Genomic DNA, 18781 nt, shown 5'->3' with positions numbered 1-18781 from the left:
CCGTCCGGCAGCTGCCGGACGGGCCCTGCGCTTAGGTAACCCTTAGTGATGAAGCGCACCGGTTCACGCCTCGGACGGCGGTTGTCACTGTCAGAGGAATTACGCAACAATGGCGTTGTGAAAAACGTCGGCGAGGCTCCGCACGAGGAACTCGCGACCGGTGAGCACTCCACGCGCAACCGGGTCGCGCGGTCCATCCTGGACCACGGCCCGTCCACCGTGGCCGATCTCGCAGGTCGCCTCGGCCTCACCCAGGCCGCCGTCCGCCGCCACCTCGACACGCTCGTCACCGAGAGCGTCGTCGAGCCCCGTGAGCAGCGGGTCTACGGCGCACGCACCCGTGGGCGACCCGCCAAGGTGTTCGCGCTGACCGACTGCGGCCGGGACGCCTTCGACCAGTCGTACGACGCACTGGCCGTGGACGCTCTCCGCTGGATCGAGCGGACCGCAGGGGGAGGGGCAGCCGGAGAGGCGGCCGTCGCCGCCTTCGCCCGCGACCGCCTCGAGGCGCAGGCGGTGGCCTACCGCAAGGCGATAGAGGCCGCACCATCCGAACAGCGCACCGAAGCGCTGGCCAAGGCTCTGAGTGCCGACGGGTACGCTGCTACGGCGCGTGACGCACCGGTCGGCGAGCAGCTCTGCCAGCACCACTGCCCGGTCGCTCATGTGGCCGAGCAGTACCCGCAGCTGTGCGAGGCGGAGACAGAGACCTTCTCGCGGCTACTCGGGACGCATGTACAGCGACTGGCCACCATCGCGCACGGCGACGGGGTCTGCACGACGTTCATCCCCAAGACCACCACACCATCAGCATCTGCAAGTACGGCCGGGAGGAACCCCGCATGACTCTCCCCACGGAGACTGCCCACCCCGAACTCGAGGGTCTGGGTACGTACGAATTCGGCTGGGCCGACTCCGACGCGGCCGGTGCCGCGGCCAAGCGCGGCCTCTCGGAGGCTGTCGTCCGCGACATCTCGTCGAAGAAGAACGAGCCGGAGTGGATGCTGAAGCTGCGCCTGAAGGGTCTGCGGCTGTTCGACAAGAAGCCCATGCCAAGCTGGGGCTCGGACCTGTCGGGCATCGACTTCGACAACATCAAGTACTTCGTGCGGTCCACCGAGAAGCAGGCGGAGTCCTGGGAAGACCTGCCCGAGGACATCAAGAACACGTACGACAAGCTCGGTATCCCGGAGGCGGAGAAGCAGCGCCTGGTCGCCGGCGTCGCCGCCCAGTACGAGTCCGAGGTCGTCTACCACCAGATCCGTGAGGACCTGGAGGAGCAGGGCGTCATCTTCCTGGACACGGACACCGCGCTGAAGGAGCACCCTGAGCTCTTCCAGGAGTACTTCGGCACGGTCATCCCGGTCGGCGACAACAAGTTCGCCTCGCTGAACTCCGCCGTGTGGTCCGGTGGCTCGTTCATCTACGTGCCGAAGGGCGTGCAGGTCGACATCCCGCTGCAGGCCTACTTCCGTATCAACACGGAGAACATGGGCCAGTTCGAGCGGACGCTGATCATCGTCGACGAGGACGCCTACGTCCACTACGTCGAGGGCTGTACCGCCCCGATCTACTCCTCCGACTCGCTGCACAGCGCCGTCGTCGAGATCATCGTCAAGAAGGGCGGCCGCTGCCGCTACACGACGATCCAGAACTGGTCGAACAACGTCTACAACCTGGTCACCAAGCGCGCCGTTGCGTACGAGGGCGCGACCATGGAGTGGGTCGACGGCAACATCGGCTCCAAGGTCACCATGAAGTACCCGGCCGTCTACCTGATGGGCGAGCACGCCAAGGGCGAGACCCTGTCCATCGCCTTCGCGGGCGAGGGCCAGCACCAGGACGCCGGCGCCAAGATGGTCCACATGGCCCCGAACACCTCGTCCAACATCGTCTCCAAGTCGGTGGCGCGAGGCGGTGGCCGCACGTCCTACCGCGGTCTGATCGAGATCGGCGAGGGCGCGCCGGGCTCGAAGTCCAATGTGCTCTGTGACGCGCTGCTGGTCGACACGATCTCGCGGTCCGACACCTACCCGTACGTCGACGTCCGCGAGGACGACGTGTCCATGGGCCACGAGGCGACCGTCTCCAAGGTCTCCGAGGACCAGCTCTTCTACCTGATGAGCCGCGGCATGACCGAGTTCGAGGCGATGGCGATGATCGTGCGCGGCTTCGTCGAGCCGATCGCCAAGGAACTGCCCATGGAGTACGCGCTGGAGCTCAACCGGCTGATCGAGCTGCAGATGGAGGGCTCGGTGGGCTAGCACAGCCTGACGGCCCGCCGTCCCGAGCAGCGACTGTTTTTCTGTCTGACGTAGGAAGAGAGCAAGACGACAGCCATGGCTGAGGCTCAGAACATTCCGGCGGGGTCCACCACTGCCGGTTCGATCGCGGTGGCCGCCGAGTCGACCGTCGCCACCCGCATGAGTGCGCCCCCGTCCTTCGACGTGGCGGACTTCCCGGTCCCGCACGGCCGCGAGGAGGAGTGGCGCTTCACTCCGCTGGAGCGGCTGCGCGGTCTGCACGACGGCACCGCCGTCGCCAACGGCACCGGCATCAAGGTCGACATCGACGCCCCCGAAGGCGTCGTCGTCGAGACCGTCGGCCGTGACGACGCGCGGATCGGCCGGGCCGGCACCCCGGTGGACCGGGTGGCCGCCCAGGCGTACTCCTCCTTCGAGAAGGCCTCTGTCGTCACCGTGCCCAAGGAGACCGTGCTCACCGAGCCGGTCCGGATCGCCGTGCACGGCGAGGGCGGCACCGCCTTCGCCCACCAGGTCATCGAGCTCGGCGCGTTCGCCGAGGCCGTCGTGGTCATCGACCACACCGGTGACGCGGTCGTCGCCGCCAACGTCGACTTCCTGCTGGGCGACGGCGCGAAGCTCACCGTCGTCTCCGTCCAGGACTGGGACGACAAGGCCGTCCACGTCTCCCAGCACAATGCGCTGGTCGGCCGGGACGCCTCCTTCAAGTCGATCGTGGTCACCTTCGGCGGCGACGTCGTACGCCTCCACCCGCGCGTCCAGTACGCCGGCACCGGCGGCGAGGCCGAGCTCTTCGGCCTGTACTTCACCGACGCCGGCCAGCACCAGGAGCACCGTCTGCTGGTCGACCACAACGCCCCGCACTGTCGCTCCAACGCCGCCTACAAGGGCGCCCTCCAGGGCCAGGACGCACACGCTGTCTGGATCGGCGATGTCCTGATCGAGGCCAAGGCCGAGGGCACGGACACGTACGAGATGAACCGCAACCTCGTCCTCACGGACGGCGCGCGGGTCGACTCCGTGCCGAACCTGGAGATCGAGACCGGCGAGATCGTCGGTGCGGGTCACGCCTCCGCCACCGGCCGCTTCGACGACGAGCAGCTCTTCTACCTGCAGTCCCGCGGCATCCCGGCCGACGAGGCCCGCCGTCTGGTGGTCCGCGGCTTCTTCGCCGAGCTGGTCCAGAAGATCGGCCTGCCCGATGTCGAGGAGCGCCTGCTCGCCAAGATCGACGCGGAGCTGGAGGCGTCGGTCTGATGTCCTTCGTACGAGCCTGTGCGCTGAGCGAGCTGGAGGAGGACACCCCGAAGAGGGTGGAACTCGACGGCACGCCGGTCTCGGTCGTCCGCACCGAGGGCGAGGTGTTCGCGATCAACGACATCTGCTCGCACGCGAACGTCTCGCTGTCCGAGGGCGAGGTGGAGGACTGCCAGATCGAGTGCTGGCTGCACGGCTCCAGCTTCGACCTCCGCACCGGCAAGCCGTCCGGCCTTCCCGCGACGCGCCCCGTCCCCGTATACCCCGTAAAGATCGAAGGGGACGATGTGCTCGTCTCCGTCACCCAGGAGTCCTGAGTCACCCATGGCAACGCTTGAAATCCGCGACCTGCACGTCTCCGTCGAGGCCGAGAACGGCCCCCGGGAGATCCTCAAGGGCGTCGACCTGACCGTGAAGCAGGGCGAGACCCACGCCATCATGGGCCCCAACGGCTCCGGCAAGTCGACGCTCGCGTACTCCATCGCGGGTCACCCCAAGTACACGATCACCAGCGGCACCGTGACCCTGGACGGCGAGGACGTCCTGGAGATGACCGTCGACGAGCGTGCTCGCGCCGGCATGTTCCTCGCCATGCAGTACCCGGTCGAGGTCCCCGGCGTCTCGGTCTCCAACTTCCTGCGCACCTCCGCCACCGCGATCCGCGGCGAGGCCCCCAAGCTGCGTACCTGGGTGAAGGAGGTCAAGTCCGCCATGGAGCAGCTCCAGATGGACCCGGCCTTCGCCGAGCGCAATGTCAACGAGGGCTTCTCCGGCGGTGAGAAGAAGCGCCACGAGATCCTTCAGCTGGAGCTCCTCAAGCCGAAGATCGCGATCCTCGACGAGACCGACTCCGGCCTGGACGTCGACGCCCTGCGTCAGGTCTCCGAGGGCGTCAACCGCGTCCACGAGTCCGGCGAGGTCGGCACCCTGCTGATCACGCACTACACGCGCATCCTGCGCTACATCAAGCCCGACTTCGTGCACGTTTTCGCGAACGGACGTATCGCCGAGTCCGGCGGCGCCGAGCTCGCCGACAAGCTCGAGGCCGAGGGCTACGAGGCATACACGAAGGGTGGCGTATCCGCGTGACACAGCTGCCGGGCCTCCTCGACACCGAGGCGATCCGCAAGGACTTCCCGATCCTGGACCGCTTGATCCATGACGGGAAGAAGCTCGTGTACCTGGACAACGCGGCGACGTCACAGACGCCGCGCCAGGTGCTCGATGTGCTGAGCGAGTACTACGAACAGCACAATGCCAACGTCCACCGCGGCATTCATGTGCTCGCGGAGGAGGCCACGGCGCTGTACGAGGGCGCCCGCGACAAGGTCGCCGCCTTCATCAACGCGCCGAGCCGCGACGAGGTGATCTTCACCAAGAACGCCTCCGAGTCGCTCAACCTCGTGGCCAACATGCTCGGCTGGGCCGACGAGCCCTACCGCGTGGACCACGAGACCGAGATCGTCATCACGGAGATGGAGCACCACTCCAACATCGTGCCGTGGCAGCTGCTCTCGCAGCGCACCGGCGCGAAGCTGAAGTGGTTCGGCCTCACCGACGACGGCCGGCTCGACCTGTCCAACATCGAAGAGATCATCACCGAGAAGACGAAGATCGTCTCCTTTGTGCTCGTCTCCAACATCATGGGCACGATCAACCCGGTCGAGGCGATCGTCCGCCGCGCCCAGGAGGTCGGCGCGCTGGTCCTGATCGACGCCTCGCAGGCCGCCCCGCACATGGTGCTGGACGTGCAGGCGCTCCAGGCCGACTTCGTGGCCTTCACCGGCCACAAGATGTGCGGCCCGACCGGCATCGGCGTGCTGTGGGGCCGGCAGGAGCTGCTCGAGGACCTGCCGCCGTTCCTCGGCGGCGGCGAGATGATCGAGACCGTGTCGATGCACTCGTCGACGTACGCCCCCGCGCCGCACAAGTTCGAGGCCGGTACGCCCCCGATCGCCCAGGCCGTCGGCCTCGGCGCGGCCGTGGACTACCTCTCCGCGATCGGCATGGACAAGATCGCCCAGCATGAGCACGTCCTCACCGAGTACGCGGTGAAGCGGCTGCTCGAGGTCCCGGAGCTGCGGATCATCGGCCCCACCACGGCCGAGGAGCGCGGTGCCGCGATCTCGTTCACGATTGGGGATATCCACCCGCACGACGTGGGCCAGGTCCTCGACGAGCAGGGCATCGCGGTCCGGGTCGGCCACCACTGCGCGCGGCCGGTCTGCCTGCGGTACGGAATTCCTGCGACCACGCGGGCGTCGTTCTATCTGTACTCCACGCCCGCGGAGGTCGACGCGCTGATCGACGGGCTGGAGCACGTACGGAACTTCTTCGGCTGAAGGGCTGGGACGTGAAGCTTGATTCGATGTACCAGGACGTCATCCTGGACCACTACAAGCACCCGCACGGGCGGGGCTTGCGGGATGGCGATGCCGAGGTGCATCACGTCAACCCGACCTGCGGCGACGAGATCACTCTGCGTGTGCGGTACGAAGGCTCGCTGATCGCTGACATCTCGTACGAGGGCCAGGGCTGCTCCATCAGCCAGGCCAGCGCGTCCGTGCTGAACGAGCTGCTGGTCGGCAAGGAGCTCGCCGAGGCGCAGAAGATCCAGGCGACCTTCCTGGAGCTGATGCAGTCCAAGGGTCAGCTGGAGCCGGACGACGCGATGGAGGAGGTGCTGGAGGACGCGGTCGCGTTCGCCGGCGTCTCCAAGTACCCGGCCCGCGTGAAGTGCGCGCTGCTGAGCTGGATGGCGTGGAAGGACGCGACCGCCCAGGCGCTGGGTGAGGCCCCCGAGAGGAAGACGGCATGACTGAGAACGCAGGGACCGCACTGAAGCCGGCCTCCGAGGAAGAGGTCCGCGAGGCGCTGTATGACGTCGTCGACCCGGAGCTGGGCATCGACGTCGTCAACCTCGGCCTGATCTACGGCATCCACATCGACGACTCCAATGTCGCGACGCTGGACATGACGCTGACGTCCGCGGCCTGTCCGCTGACCGATGTGATCGAGGACCAGGCGAAGTCGGCGACGGAAGGCCTCGTCAACGAGCTGAAGATCAACTGGGTCTGGATGCCGCCGTGGGGCCCGGACAAGATCACGGACGACGGGCGCGAGCAGCTGCGCGCGCTGGGCTTCAACGTCTGAGCGTTTGAGACCAGCTGAGTTCCAGGAAAACGGCCATGCCCGCCAGGCACACTGGTGAGCATGGCCGTTTCGCTGGTGCACCGACTTCCACGTACGTGCGCCCCTCGTGCGGGTGGTTGCGGATCTCGACGTTGCCGTCAGAGGCCTTCGACCCGTTGCCCACGGCGCGTGCCTCGCTGCGTTCGTTACTAGAGGGGCTCGTGCGAGTATCGAAAGTGCGGCGACAGGATAACTCCACTGTGGAGTATTTTTTGATACATAAATCAGCCGCCGTCTATCGGACGATAGACGGACGTGCCACTTTCGTTACACCAAGCATTGACGCTATCCCGACTGGGCGGGATTCTGATCCCTGCCCATGCATAGGCATGGGCATGAATCACGGCCGAATGGGCCGAGTTCAGGAGAGGATCACCTATGGATGACCGCCTGGGTTTAGATGCATTCGGGTTGGATGATCCGCAAGTGCTTGAGCAGGCGATCCACCTAGCCCCCGAAGTCTTCGCAGCCCTCCTCGTTAGCAAGAAGCTGGGAAGCGAACGGTTCCCCATCTCGTCCGACAGGGATATAGAAAATGCCCTCTCCGAGCTTGCTGGCGCCGACGATGCGTTCGAATTCCCTGGCGTGTCGATCTCTCGGCGTGACGCCCGAGATCGCTTCCCCAACGACTTTCTGCCCGTCCGGGATCGACTGGATCTACTCCGCAAGGTCTACATGGCAATTGTGATCAGCCATGAGAAGAGTGCACGCGTAGAACGTGATCGCTACATGGCGGAGGGGTTCGATCTCCAGGCAAGTCACCCACTACCCGAGGAGCTAGTCCAATGAGTGGCGGTCAACCCTCGGTATTCTGCCCCGCGAACACATGGACGAAGGTTCTCTATACGTCGCTCATATTCGGCCAGCACTTCGGAAGCTTCGATGTTTCGGCTGTCACGATCGAATGGTCTCGGTACTCCACTCTTCCCCCGTTCAATACCTCGGGGACGCATGACACCCGGTACGCTTTCGGTGCCGTTGTCGCGGGAACCTACACTGATTTTTGGTTCCGCTCGCCCGTGGCCTTAACTGTCTCTTGGAAGTAGGCTCCGCCTCTCGTGTCAGCACGGGTGGCCCCGAACTCCGTAGCCGTCTTCAGCTTGTGGCACCCGCCGCACAGCACGTGCACGTTGCCGTCCGTGTCCGTCCTCGGGAGCGCCGAGCCCGAACCGTAGGACGGCTCTGGTACTCGCGGTCATGAACTCGGAGTGTTGGGAGACCCCGAGGGCAATGAGTTCTGTGTGCTGCGGCCGAAGAAGACACTGCTCGACCAGGGGTCGGTGGGCCGACCGTGTTGTGTACATCCGTACGCAACGTTGTGTACTCTCGTACACATGGGATACGGACTGCTGGCCGCGGCTATCGCGGCGGAGGTGGCCGGCACGACGGCCATGAAGTACAGCGAGGGCTTCACCCGGCTGTGGCCCTCGCTGCTCACCGTCGCGGGCTATGTGCTCGCGTTCTCGCTGCTCGCCCAGACGCTGAAGACCATGTCGGTGGGCACCGCGTACGCGATCTGGGCCGGCGTCGGCACGGCCGCGATCGCCGCCATCGGCATGATCTTCCTGGGTGAGTCGACCAGTCTGGTCAGGATCACGGGCATCGCGCTGGTGATCGTCGGCGTCGTGGTCCTCAACCTGGGCGGTGTCCACTGATGGCGCGGCGGTACGACCCCGAGCGGCGTCAGCGCATCATCGACGCGGCGATCCGGGTGGCCGGCAGAAGCGGGATCGCCGGGCTCAGCCACCGCACCGTGGCGGCCGAGGCCGATGTGCCGCTCGGGTCGACGACGTATCACTTCGCCTCCCTCGACGAGCTGTTGGTCGCCGCGTTGCGCCAGGCCAACGAGGGGTTCGCGGCGATGGTGCGGAAGAGCGGCGCGCTCGTCGACCCGGACGCCGACCTCGCCGAGGAACTCGCCCGGGTCATGGGGGAGTGGCTCGCCGGGGAGCGTACGGGCGTGGAGCTGGAGTACGAGCTCTATCTGGCGGCCCTGCGGCGGCCCGCGCTGCGGCCGGTCGCCGCGGAGTGGTGCCGGGAGCTCGCCGAGATCCTGGCCCGGCGGACCGATCCGGTCACGGCGCGGGCGCTGGTGGCGCTGATGGACGGGATCTGTCTGCAGGTGCTGCTGACGGACGCTCAGTACGAGGCGGAATTCGCGCGGGAGATGCTGGCGCGGGTCATCGCCCGAGGGTGATGTGCCCCGGGGCGACGCGTCCGAGGGTGATGGTCCCTGCCGCTGTTGACCCGCGGAGACCGCGCTGACATAGTCAGTTTCCAAAGGGAACTCACTGGGGCGGGGTACATGGGGATGCTGCGGGACGTGCCGCGGGCGGTACGGCTACTGGCCTTCGGCGGGTTCTTCAACTCCGCCGTCAGCCTCACCTTCGTCTACCTCTTCGTGTACCTGACGGGACCGCGTGGGCTGACCGTCACCCAGGCCGGGCTGATCAGCGGCATCGGCGGTGCGGGACTGGTCGCCGGGAACTTCACCGGCGGCTGGTTCGGCGACCGTTACGGCCACCGTCGCGCCCTCCTCGCCGGGGCGACCGTGAGCGGCGCGGTCCTGGTCACGCTCCCGCTGCTTCCCGTCGCCGCGTTGTACGCGGCGCTGCCCCTCGCCGAATACGCCTCCGGCGTCGTACGCGCCGCCAACTCCGCGCTCGTCGCCGTCTCCGTCCCCGAGGGCGCACGCCGCCAGGGCTTCGCCGTGATGCGCTTCGCGGGCAACGCCGGCTTCACCGTCGGACCCCCGCTCGGCGCGCTGCTCGCCGCCCACACCTCGTACGACTGGCTCTTCGCCGTCGACGGCCTCGGCACGCTCGCCTTCGCGGCGTACGCATCGCGCGTGCTCCCGGCCCGCGCCGCGGTGCACGCCAAACCCGCCCACGACCCGGACGCTCCGTCCGTCTGGCGCGAGCTGCGCGCCAGGCCCGCGGTGCTGGTGCTGCTCGCCGCGATCCTCTGCGTAGACCTCGTCTACCGGCAGCAGTACTCCACACTGCCCGTCTTCCTCGCCGACCACGGTCTCGGCACCCAGGTCTACGGCTGGCTGCTGGCCATCAACGGCGGCGTCATCCTCTGCCTCGAACTCCCCGCAGCGCACGCCCTGCGCAAACGCGCCCCGCTCTCCATCGTCGGCACCGGACTGCTGCTCGTCGGCCTCGGCTACGCGGTGCTGATACCGGGCGCCGGGCTGCTGTTCGCGATCACCATGATGCTGTCGCTGACTGCAGGCGAGATCCTCTACAAGACCACCGCCACCGCCTACGTCGCCGACGAGGCCCCCGCCCATGCGCAGGGCCGCTTCCAGAGCCTGTACGCGGGAGCCTCCGTCAGCGGCCAGGTACTCGCCCCGCCGCTGGGCGGAGCCCTCTACTCCACCGCGCCCGGCTTGCTCTGGCCCGCCTGCGCGGTCCTCGCGGGGGCCGCCGGAGCCGCGGTTCTGGCGGCCGGGAGGCTCCGTACGCGCCCGTCAACTGAGACCGGTTCGCTCCCGCGGGCCCTTGCCGGTTAGCGTTCCACCATGACTGACTCGCCCGACAGCACCACTGCTACTCGCACCACCGGCGCCGTCGCCGCCGGACTCGCCACCCTGGCCGCCGATGGCACCGTCCTGGACACCTGGTTCCCCGCCCCCGAGCTCGTCGCCGAGCCCGGGCCCGCCGGGACCGAGCGGCTGACCGCCGAGCGTGCCGTCGAGCTGCTCGGCGAAGGGGCCGCCAAGGCCATCGGACCGGATGCCCGCCGCGGCGTCGAGGTCGTCGCCGTCCGTACGGTCATCGCCTCGCTCGACGACAAGCCGCTGGACGCACACGACGCGTATCTGCGCCTGCACCTGCTGAGCCACCGGCTGGTCAAGCCGCACGGCCAGAACCTGGACGGCCTCTTCGGGCTGCTCGCCAATGTCGCCTGGACCTCGCTCGGCCCCGTCGCCGTCGACCAGGTGGAGAGCGTGCGGCTGAACGCCCGCGCCGAGGGTCTGCACCTGGCCGTGACGAGCATCGACAAGTTCCCGCGGATGACGGACTACGTCGCGCCCAAGGGCGTACGTATCGCCGACGCCGACCGCGTCCGGCTCGGCGCGCACCTCGCCGAGGGCACCACCGTGATGCACGAGGGCTTCGTCAACTTCAACGCCGGCACGCTCGGCACGTCGATGGTCGAGGGCCGTATCTCCGCGGGCGTCGTCGTCGGCGACGGCTCGGACATCGGCGGCGGAGCCTCCACCATGGGCACCCTCTCCGGCGGCGGCAACGTCCGCATCGTCATCGGCGAGCGCTGCCTGATCGGCGCGGAGGCGGGCGTCGGCATCGCGCTCGGCGACGAGTGCGTCGTCGAGGCCGGTCTTTACGTCACCGCGGGCACCCGGGTCACCATGCCCGACGGGCAGATCGTCAAGGCACGTGAGCTCTCCGGCGCGAGCAACATCCTCTTCCGCCGCAACTCGGTCACCGGCTCTGTCGAGGCCCGCCCGAACAACGCGGTCTGGGGCGGCCTCAACGACATCCTGCACAGCCACAACTAGTTGCCCGGGGGCCGCCCGGGCAGCCGGTTCGTCCTCAGTTCTCCCCCAGACTCCGTCCGGGGGTCCCCCCAGACGGGCCTGATTCCGCAAGCAGCTGCTCGTACGCCACACGCAGCCCGCAGGTCGCCTCGCGGCCCGCGGGCTGCAGCGGTTCCCGGACCGGGCCCGCGTCCAGCAGCGCCTTCGCCGTCACCGTGCCGGGCAGGCCCGACGCCATCATCAGCTCGGCCAGGGGGAGCGTGAGCCCGTTGAGGCGGGCGGCCTCGGCGGTGGCGCCCTTGTCGTACGCGTCGAGCACCGCGCGCAGCTGTCGCGGCGCGACATTCGCGACCGTGCTGACGAAGCCCGCGCCGCCCACCGCGTAGAGCGGCAGATTCAGCTCCTCGCTGCCCGAGTAGTACGCGAGCGAGGTCCGCGCGATCACCTTGGCCGAGCCGAGCAGGTCGTACGCGCAGTCCTTGACCGCCACGATGCGGGGGTGCTCCGCGAGGCGCAGGACTGTGTCGGGCTCGATGCGGGTGCCGGTGCGGCCGGGGATGTCGTAGAGCATCACGGGGAGTGCGGTGGCGTCGGCGACCGTACGGAAGTGGGCCTCGACGGCCTCCTGCGGCGGACGGCTGTAGTACGGCGTGACCACCAACAGGCCGTCCGCGCCCGCCTGTTCGGCCGCGCGCGCCAGCTCGACGGTGTGCCGCGTGGATGCGCTGCCCACGCCCGCGACCACGGCGGCGCTGTCGCCGACCGCTTGGCGTACGGCTCGTACCAGCGCGGTCTTCTCGGCGTCGGTGGTGGTCGGGGACTCGCCTGTGGTGCCGTTCAGGACCAGTCCGTCGCAGCCTTCGGCCACCAGATGCACGGCGAGGCGCGCCGCCGCGTCCAGGTCCAGCTCACCGGTGGCGGTGAAGGGCGTGATCATCGCGCAGAGGGCGCGGCCGAACGGGCGTGGTGTGGTCATGCTCCGCAGTGTCGGCCCGCCGGACAGTGAAGGTCCACTTAGATTTTCTTGGGGTCAGTGGAAAGCAGTGCTGAACAGTTGGCCGGTTGCCGCGTGAACGACTCCGGCTGTTGACCTCAACCATGGTTCACGTTTCACGATGGTGATCAGCGGCGCACCGCAGGGGCGCGCCGATCGAGGAGGCACCGCCATGAGCGTGACCGTGCAACCGGACTCCCGGCCCGACCTCACCCGCACCGGGGTCGGCGTCATCAAGGTGTCCACCTGGGACGTCGGCACGCCCGAGCGGCAGCGGGCCGTCGTCGACGCCATCGCCAAGGCATGGCAGAGCCGGGCCTGGCCCGATGCCGGACTGCTCTCGTACAGCGTCCACATCGGTGAGGACGGCAGGACCCTCCTCCACTACTCGCAGTGGACGGGTGAGGATGCCTGCCAGGAGTTCTTCCGCACCCTCCGGGACGAGCGGAACGCGGAGATCGACGCTGCCGTGCCCGGCGTCGAGCGGCTCGGGCTCCATTCGTACGAGCTCTACCGCAGCGGCGCCCTGGGCGCCGACGACCGGCGCGTCCCGGGCTGCGTCGTGATCGTGGACGTGGAGTTCGAAGGACCCGACCCCGCCCGTCAGCGGGCCTGGGTGGACGGTGTCTTCGAGGCGCTGGCGTCCGAGCCGCACCCGCACCCGGGCGGGATCTCCGGGCATTTCCATATCAGCGTCGACGGGACACGCGTACTCAACTACGCCGAGTGGGAGAGCGCCGAGGCCCACCGCGAGGCCCTGGCCGGGCCCGGCGACGGGGTGGGGTCGAGGACCGAGCAGTGGGCCAAGGTGCAGAACTTCCCCGGCGTGACCGGCGGCGGCGTGCACCGGTACACGCCCGCACTGAGCCTCAGCGCGGGCGTGTAGCCGGGACGGGTCCTACGGGCGGAAGCGCAGCACCTGCGGGTCGTGGTCGCTGTTCTGGTCCGCGAACTCCGCGTTGATGTGCACGCTGTCGTACGCGAAGTCGTCGATCGACGGGCTGGTCAGGATCTGGTCGAGGACCTGGCTGTTGCCCTGGTAGACGTACGAGTAACGCTCCGAGCGCGGCAGCGACTTGACCGCCGGGTAGAGCGCGCCGCCGTCGGTGAGGGCCTTCGTCGTCGCCGAGAACTCGAAGTCGTTGATGTCACCGAGGACCAGCACGTCGGCGCGGCGGTCGGCCTTCAGGATGTCCTTGACGAAGGCGTTGACCGCCTGCGCCTGCTCGAGGCGCTTGGTCTCGGAGGAGCGGACCGGCGGCTGGTGGTGCGAGGTCAGGCCCTCGTCGCCGCCCTTCGATCCGAAGTGGTTGGCGATCACGAAGACCGTGCGGCCGCGGAAGGTGAACTCGCCCGCCAGCGGCTTGCGGCTGCTCCCCCAGGCGGCGTTCGCCGGGTCGATCCTGCCGGGGGAGAGCGTCAGCGCCGCCCGGCCCTTCTCCTCCACGACACCGGTCGCCGTCTTCGCGTCGCCGCCCGGCCGGTCCGTGAAGGAGACCCGCTCCGGGTTGAAGAGGAAGACCTGGCGGATGTTGCCGCCGGGCTCGCCGCCGTCCTTGTTGTTCTCGGGGTCGATGGTCCGCCACTCGTACGCCGGGCCGCCCGCCGCGGCGATCGCCGCGGTGAACTTCTTCAGCGTTTCGCCCGCCGCGACCGTGCCGTCGTTCTTGGCGCCGTTGTCGTCCTGGATCTCCTCCAGGGCCAGGATGTCGGGCGAGGCAAGGTTGTTCACCACGGCGGCCGCGAGCGCGTCGAACTTCTCCTGTGGGTCGGAGGGGTCGAGGTTCTCCACGTTGTACGTGGCGACCGCCAGCTCACCGCGGCTCTGCTTGCGCGTCGTCTCACGCTCCAGGCCAAGGTCGGCGACCGTGCCGAGCGTGCGGGCCGTGATCGTGTAGCCGCCGAACTGGTTGAAGTCCAGGGGCCCTTCGGTCGTCCCGGCCAGCACATCCCCGACATTCGCCTTGGGGAAGGGCTGCTGGGCGAGAGGCGTCAGCGACTGGATCTGCAGCCGGCCGGTGTTCTGCGAGGTGTACGAGCCGTAGACCGCGCCGCCGCGGCGGTTCGCGTGCTCGAACGGCTTCACCGTCACCCACAGCTCCGCGAACGGGTCGGTGGCGCCGACGACGCGGGAGGTGCCGATGCGTACGTTCGCGCCCTCCAGCGACTCGTAGTAGTCCAGGGCGTACTTACGGGTTTCGAGGGGGAGGGCGTTGATGCTGCTGCCCGCCGCCGCGTCGCCGGCCGGGGCGTACGCCGAAGGCACCGACCACGCGGAGATCGTGACCGGCGTGGGCAGTTCGTTGCCGGAGGAGACGACGGTGACGGCCGGCTTGGTGATCTCCGTCAGCGACTGGTTGCCGGAGGACGTGCCGCCCGGGACGTACTCGGTGACCGTGCCGGAGACCAGCACCTTGTCGCCGACGGCGACGGTCGGGGCGGAGCCGGTGAACACGAAGACACCCTCGCTGGTGGCGGGGTTGGCGTCCGCCTCCGGGTCCTGGAGCCAGAAGCCCCTGGAGCCGTAGGTCCGTACGCCCGTGACGATTCCGGGAACCTCGGACACCTGCTGTCCGGCCAGCGGGGATACCCGGGTGGTGCCCTGGATGTCGTGGATCCGGACCGCGGCGGCGGAGGCGGAGGAGCCGGCGAGCAGGCCGGCGGCCAGCGCGGCGGCGACGACGGCCGCGACAGCGGCCGTTCTCGGTGCGACGGAGGAAGGCATCAAGGAACTCCGGAGGTGTGGGATGAGAGGCGGGGATTGGACTCCCCGAATGGTTCTACGCGCGTCAATCTCTTGGTTGGGCAGGGGAGTTGTCAAGAGTTGACGGGTGTACGGAGCCCGACGGATCGGTGAACCTGCGCACGGGACGCGCAAGGCGCGCGGGCGCGCTCCTGTGCGTACTGCCCGGGCGCGGCGAAACCCGGTGAAATGCGTCTACGCTGGGGGCCGCCCGGACCCCGTACGCCCGAGGAGAACCACCAGATGCCAGAGGACCGCCCCACCCTGCCGCCGGTGCGGCTGCACCCGGACGCGGAGCTGGCGCGGGACGCGCTTGCCACGCCGCTGCTGACCAGGGCCGTCCGGCTCGCCCGCTGGGCGGGTCCGGACACCCGGGTCGGTGCAGGCGGCGAACTCGTGGACGAGCAGCTGCCCGCCGCCGCCGAAGAGCTGGGCCTCGGGACCGGCGGCGACGGACCTGCGTACGCGAGCGAGGCGTGGCGCGCGGCCGTCGACACCGGGCTCGTGGAGGTCCAGGAGCCGGTCGACGACGCCGCCGAGCACGGCACGGTCACCGCGGGCGAGAACCTCGCGCTGATCACCTCCGGCGGGCCGCAGGACATCCTCGCCATCTGGCTGGAGGCCCTGGAGGCCGTGTACGCCGACGCCATCGCGCCGCTGCTCGACGACCTGGCCGAGGTGATCGGCGAGGACGGGGAGATCGACTACGAGGCGCTGGACTGGGACCCGGACGCCGAGGCGGAGTTCCTCGACGGGGTCCTCGGGAATCTCTATCTGCTCACCGTCGCGGAGGGCGGCGCGGGCGAAGGGCCGGTGCCGCTGCCCGCGCTCGCCGCGTCGATGATCGTGCCCGACGACATGGGCGAGCCCACCGACGACGTACTGGAGCAGGTGTCGGTGGCGATGATGCGGCTGGACGACCAGTTCCAGCTGTTCGAGCCGATCGGCCTGGTCGAATACCGGCCGGTGGACGAGGCGTTGATGGCGGAGGAGGGCGAGGAGCCCGTGGCGCCGGTGGACGACGAGGACGTCTCCCGGTACGGAATGGTCAGGCTCACCCCGCTCGGTCTGTACGGCATCAGGGCCCGGATGCTGGAGGCGGGGATCGATGCGCCGGCGGTGGGGGATCTCGCGGACAAGGGCGCGGACGTACTCCTCGACGGGCTCGCGCAGTTCCCGGAGCCGGCGGCCCGGGCCGAGACCGAACAGTGGCTCGCACGGCGTGGCCCGGCCGACGCCGCCCGCGACCTGCTGGCCGCGGCCCGGGGCACGGACGCGGGCGCTCCGCTGCGCCGCCTCCACTGCCAGCAGGCGCTGACCCTGGTGGGCCCGCTGGCCGAGCCGGCGGTCCGGGCCGTCCTCGACGACGCGGAACTGGGCGGCCTGGCGCGGGTCTGGCTGGCGGAGCGCGGCGCGACGGACGTACCGGCGCCGCCGGAGTCGATGATCTTCTGGCTGGCGATCGACACGATTGCGGCGCAGCTGGACGCGGAGGGCGAACTGGAGGAACTCCAGGGCCTGGTGGAGGACCTGGTCGGTCAGCACAGCGGCTTCTTCGAGGCGGCGTGGCGGGTGGACCACCCGGCGACGGCGGAGGTGCTGGAGGCGATGGGCAGGCTGCACCGGGACAAGGCGGCGGCGAAGGAGGCCCGCAAGGCGGCCTTCAAGGCGCGTTCGCGGCCGGGCGGCTGAGCCCCGGTCAACTGAGCCCCGATCAGCGGGTCCTCGGTCATATGAGGGGCGGCGGGCACCCTGAGGTGTCCGCCGCCCGACCGTGAGGGAACGTCAGCACTCGTACCGTGTCGTGTGCTTGAACGAGGACGTCGCGCCCTCGAAGCCGTACGTTCCCCGGTACGCCGGCGGATTCTGGTACTCGCCGACGATCGTGATCGTGTTCGCGCATGAACCCTGGCCCGCGCGCTTCGCGTCCAGCCGCAGCTGGTCGCCGATGGTGCCGCCGGTGATGTTCCACGGCGCGCCGCAGATGCCGGACGTGATCTGACCGCCCGTCACCACATGCGGGTAGGTGTTCGGGTTGTACTTCACCTCGATGGCGAAGGTGACCTGACCGTTGTGCAGTTCCAGCCTCGCCGTCGTCTGGATCGCCTCCGCGGAGACCTCCATCGGCCTGGCGAACGCCTCGTCACGCGTCTTGACCTCCGCGCCCTGAGCATTCAGGTAGCGGTGCTCGGCGCGCGCCTGGCCGCCGCTCTTCTGCTGTTTCCGTGCCTGCGTGGTCATGGTGGTGCCTCCTCTCGTCAGGCCAGCTGCTCGGCGATCTCGACGCGCAGCAGCGCGCGGACGTTCTCGATGTGGTTCGCCACGGTCACCACCGACGAACCCGCGAACAGCAGCCCGACAGCGACGTTGTCGAACGAGGTCACCAGCGAGCCGGAGTCACCGCCCGCCGAGATGTTCGTCGTCAGGATCTGGTCCTTGAAGCGGGCCGTTCCCGCCGTGCCGTAGTTGACGTCGATCGTGGCGTCCACCGCGATGATCCGGCCGAAGCTGACGTTCGTCGTCCGCCCCGTCTTCTTCACCAGGTCGCCGACCGCCACATTCGCCTTGCGCCGCCAGGCCCGCGGCGCCGCGCCGAAGTACTGCTCGCGCGTCGCGTCCTCGAACTCGACCTTTCCGAGCGCCGCGTCGACGACATTGTTGTGCTGGGCCGGCGGGATCTGCGGCGCGAACTGGATGGTGATGAACCGGTCCAGCGTCGCGATCCGGTCCGCCGGGTCCTGTCCGCCGTCGAACACGCCGGGCTGCAGGATCGCGCTGCCCAACTGCGCGCGGTTGGAGTCCGCGAGCACATGGTTGTTGGACAGGATGTAGAACTTCCCCGGTACGCCGAGCCCCGGCCCCGGCGGGTCCGTCGTGGCCCCGGGCAGGAAGTCGTACACCACGCTGCCGAGCGTCCCGGCCGTCACCCGTACATTGCCCACCGAGATCCCGGAGGGCGCGGGCCGCAGCCGGAGCCGCAGAAGCTGCGGCTCCAGGGTGCCCATCTCCCGCAGCTCTTCGAGCAGCGGCTGCGACAGCTGTGAGAGCTGGCCCGCGACACTGCCGTCGGGCCGGTAGGCCGCCTCCGCATCCATCGCCCGGCGCGGCTGTTGCCGCTGCCGGCGCTGTGCGGAGACATGTCCGACCGCGATGACATCGGTCGGTGTTCCGTCGTCCATCTGCTGCGGGATCACATCCCGCTCCGGCAGCATCGACTCCGGGACCTTCTGGGTCACGAAGACGAGTACGGCCTCTTCCCCGGTGGGGCGGCCGTCGCTCCACTTCACGCCGTGGCCGAAGCCGACGACATTGGCGAGCGGCGCCTGTGGCCGCAGGAAGTCGCTCATCGCCTGTTGCCGGGAGCTGTCACTGAGCTGCCCGCCGGTCGGTCCTCGCATCATTTCGGGCTGGCGCGTCACGCCAGACCACCTCTTCCCCTGATTCGAAGGGGCTCCCTCACTGCTCCTGGTCATGGGCGGTGACTGCACCGACGGCGAGCACGCGCACCGGTACGCCCTCGAGCTGTGCGGGAACCACGTCTTCTTCGCGGAGCCGGTCACGGGGCACTTTGCGGGTGACGAAGACGACGATCACGTCCACGCCCGAGTGCTCGTCCCTCCCGGTGCCGACACCGGTCACATTGGCCAGCTGCATGAGCCGGCTCTCATGGAGTTCGCGAGCCCGTGTCACGTCCATCCGTTCGGCTCGCCTCCCCCTGCGGGTGATGCAGGTACGGCATGTCTATTGCCCTTCCCCTCAGGGGTCAAGGAGTTCGGCATGAAAACTTGGGATTGGTGGTGATCTATTCCAGTTGACCTTCTTTA

The 18781-nt window shown here is 68.8% G+C and carries 20 protein-coding genes; 15 read left to right on the top strand and 5 right to left on the bottom strand.

Translation table 11 applies throughout. The features are described 5' to 3' along the window. Window positions 1-117 precede the first annotated feature (117 nt). The 13 genes from ACZ3H8_RS11440 (at window position 118) to dapD (ending at window position 11241) form a co-directional block, all read left to right on the top strand. Window positions 118-846: a helix-turn-helix transcriptional regulator gene (locus ACZ3H8_RS11440; protein WP_467400265.1), complete on the top strand. Its 729-nt coding sequence runs from the start codon at window positions 118-120 to the stop codon at window positions 844-846. After that, a complete protein-coding gene (sufB, locus tag ACZ3H8_RS11435) occupies window positions 843-2264 on the top strand; it encodes a Fe-S cluster assembly protein SufB (RefSeq protein ID WP_467400262.1) in 1422 nt (473 codons plus the stop codon). Before ACZ3H8_RS11440 ends, sufB begins: the two co-directional genes overlap by 4 nt. 75 nt (window positions 2265-2339) lie before the next feature. After that, window positions 2340-3521 carry a Fe-S cluster assembly protein SufD gene (gene sufD, locus ACZ3H8_RS11430; RefSeq protein WP_398988132.1) on the top strand — a complete coding sequence of 394 codons (1182 nt, stop codon included), beginning with the start codon at window positions 2340-2342 and terminating at the stop codon, window positions 3519-3521. After that, on the top strand, window positions 3521-3838 hold the full coding sequence (locus tag ACZ3H8_RS11425) for a bifunctional 3-phenylpropionate/cinnamic acid dioxygenase ferredoxin subunit (protein ID WP_398988134.1): 318 nt from the start codon (window positions 3521-3523) through the stop codon (window positions 3836-3838). The genes sufD and ACZ3H8_RS11425 overlap by 1 nt, the downstream gene beginning before the upstream one ends. Before the next feature lie 7 nt (window positions 3839-3845). Next, window positions 3846-4610, top strand: a complete 765-nt coding sequence (gene sufC, locus ACZ3H8_RS11420) for a Fe-S cluster assembly ATPase SufC (protein ID WP_389187221.1) — start codon at window positions 3846-3848, stop codon at window positions 4608-4610. Then, window positions 4607-5863, top strand: a complete 1257-nt coding sequence (locus ACZ3H8_RS11415; protein ID WP_467400257.1) for a cysteine desulfurase — start codon at window positions 4607-4609, stop codon at window positions 5861-5863. Before sufC ends, ACZ3H8_RS11415 begins: the two co-directional genes overlap by 4 nt. 11 nt (window positions 5864-5874) lie before the next feature. Then, complete coding sequence (sufU, locus tag ACZ3H8_RS11410) at window positions 5875-6339, top strand: Fe-S cluster assembly sulfur transfer protein SufU (RefSeq protein WP_398988139.1); 465 nt, start codon at window positions 5875-5877, stop codon at window positions 6337-6339. Beyond that, window positions 6336-6674 carry a metal-sulfur cluster assembly factor gene (locus tag ACZ3H8_RS11405; protein ID WP_307664220.1) on the top strand — a complete coding sequence of 113 codons (339 nt, stop codon included), beginning with the start codon at window positions 6336-6338 and terminating at the stop codon, window positions 6672-6674. The genes sufU and ACZ3H8_RS11405 overlap by 4 nt, the downstream gene beginning before the upstream one ends. 417 nt (window positions 6675-7091) lie before the next feature. Then, window positions 7092-7502, top strand: a complete 411-nt coding sequence (locus ACZ3H8_RS11400; protein ID WP_467400253.1) for a hypothetical protein — start codon at window positions 7092-7094, stop codon at window positions 7500-7502. Between the two features lie 545 nt (window positions 7503-8047). Continuing rightward, the gene (locus tag ACZ3H8_RS11395) at window positions 8048-8368 is read left to right on the top strand and encodes a DMT family transporter (protein WP_467400250.1); all 321 of its coding nucleotides are present in this window, start codon (window positions 8048-8050) and stop codon (window positions 8366-8368) included. After that, on the top strand, window positions 8368-8910 hold the full coding sequence (locus ACZ3H8_RS11390) for a TetR/AcrR family transcriptional regulator (protein WP_467400248.1): 543 nt from the start codon (window positions 8368-8370) through the stop codon (window positions 8908-8910). Before ACZ3H8_RS11395 ends, ACZ3H8_RS11390 begins: the two co-directional genes overlap by 1 nt. 108 nt (window positions 8911-9018) lie before the next feature. Beyond that, window positions 9019-10230, top strand: a complete 1212-nt coding sequence (locus ACZ3H8_RS11385) for an MFS transporter (RefSeq protein ID WP_467400246.1) — start codon at window positions 9019-9021, stop codon at window positions 10228-10230. Between the two features lie 9 nt (window positions 10231-10239). Further along, entirely contained in the window at window positions 10240-11241 is a 1002-nt protein-coding gene (gene dapD, locus ACZ3H8_RS11380; RefSeq protein WP_467400243.1) for a 2,3,4,5-tetrahydropyridine-2,6-dicarboxylate N-succinyltransferase, read from the top strand. A 34-nt stretch (window positions 11242-11275) separates the two neighbouring features. Here dapD and dapA read toward each other — a convergent pair whose 3' ends face one another. Then, the gene (gene dapA / locus ACZ3H8_RS11375) at window positions 11276-12196 is read right to left on the bottom strand and encodes a 4-hydroxy-tetrahydrodipicolinate synthase (protein WP_467400241.1); all 921 of its coding nucleotides are present in this window, start codon (window positions 12194-12196) and stop codon (window positions 11276-11278) included. 190 nt (window positions 12197-12386) lie between these two features. On the opposite strand from dapA, the gene ACZ3H8_RS11370 reads away from it, so the two are divergent. After that, window positions 12387-13100, top strand: coding sequence for an antibiotic biosynthesis monooxygenase family protein (locus ACZ3H8_RS11370; RefSeq protein ID WP_467400238.1), 714 nt, complete (start codon window positions 12387-12389; stop codon window positions 13098-13100). 12 nt (window positions 13101-13112) lie between these two features. On the opposite strand, the gene ACZ3H8_RS11365 is transcribed toward ACZ3H8_RS11370, so the two are convergent. Further along, complete coding sequence (locus ACZ3H8_RS11365) at window positions 13113-14939, bottom strand: endonuclease/exonuclease/phosphatase family protein (protein WP_467400236.1); 1827 nt, start codon at window positions 14937-14939, stop codon at window positions 13113-13115. A gap of 261 nt (window positions 14940-15200) precedes the next feature. On the opposite strand from ACZ3H8_RS11365, the gene ACZ3H8_RS11360 reads away from it, so the two are divergent. Continuing rightward, window positions 15201-16649 (top strand): hypothetical protein, encoded by a 1449-nt coding sequence (locus tag ACZ3H8_RS11360; protein ID WP_467400234.1) that lies wholly within the window; start codon window positions 15201-15203, stop codon window positions 16647-16649. A 93-nt stretch (window positions 16650-16742) separates the two neighbouring features. Here ACZ3H8_RS11360 and ACZ3H8_RS11355 read toward each other — a convergent pair whose 3' ends face one another. From ACZ3H8_RS11355 to ACZ3H8_RS11345, 3 genes are read right to left on the bottom strand one after another with little or no spacing between them, the layout of a single operon-like run. After that, window positions 16743-17198, bottom strand: a complete 456-nt coding sequence (locus ACZ3H8_RS11355; RefSeq protein WP_467400231.1) for a hypothetical protein — start codon at window positions 17196-17198, stop codon at window positions 16743-16745. Window positions 17199-17215: 17 nt separating this feature from the next. Next, complete coding sequence (locus tag ACZ3H8_RS11350; protein ID WP_467400229.1) at window positions 17216-18376, bottom strand: chymotrypsin family serine protease; 1161 nt, start codon at window positions 18374-18376, stop codon at window positions 17216-17218. A 37-nt stretch (window positions 18377-18413) separates the two neighbouring features. After that, on the bottom strand, window positions 18414-18653 hold the full coding sequence (locus ACZ3H8_RS11345; RefSeq protein ID WP_307664231.1) for a hypothetical protein: 240 nt from the start codon (window positions 18651-18653) through the stop codon (window positions 18414-18416). Window positions 18654-18781: the final 128 nt, after the last annotated feature.

This window comes from Streptomyces sp. NPDC002868 (genome assembly GCF_055563295.1).
Note: the sequence above shows the minus strand (reverse complement) of the source record. Positions and strands in the feature narration are given on the sequence as shown.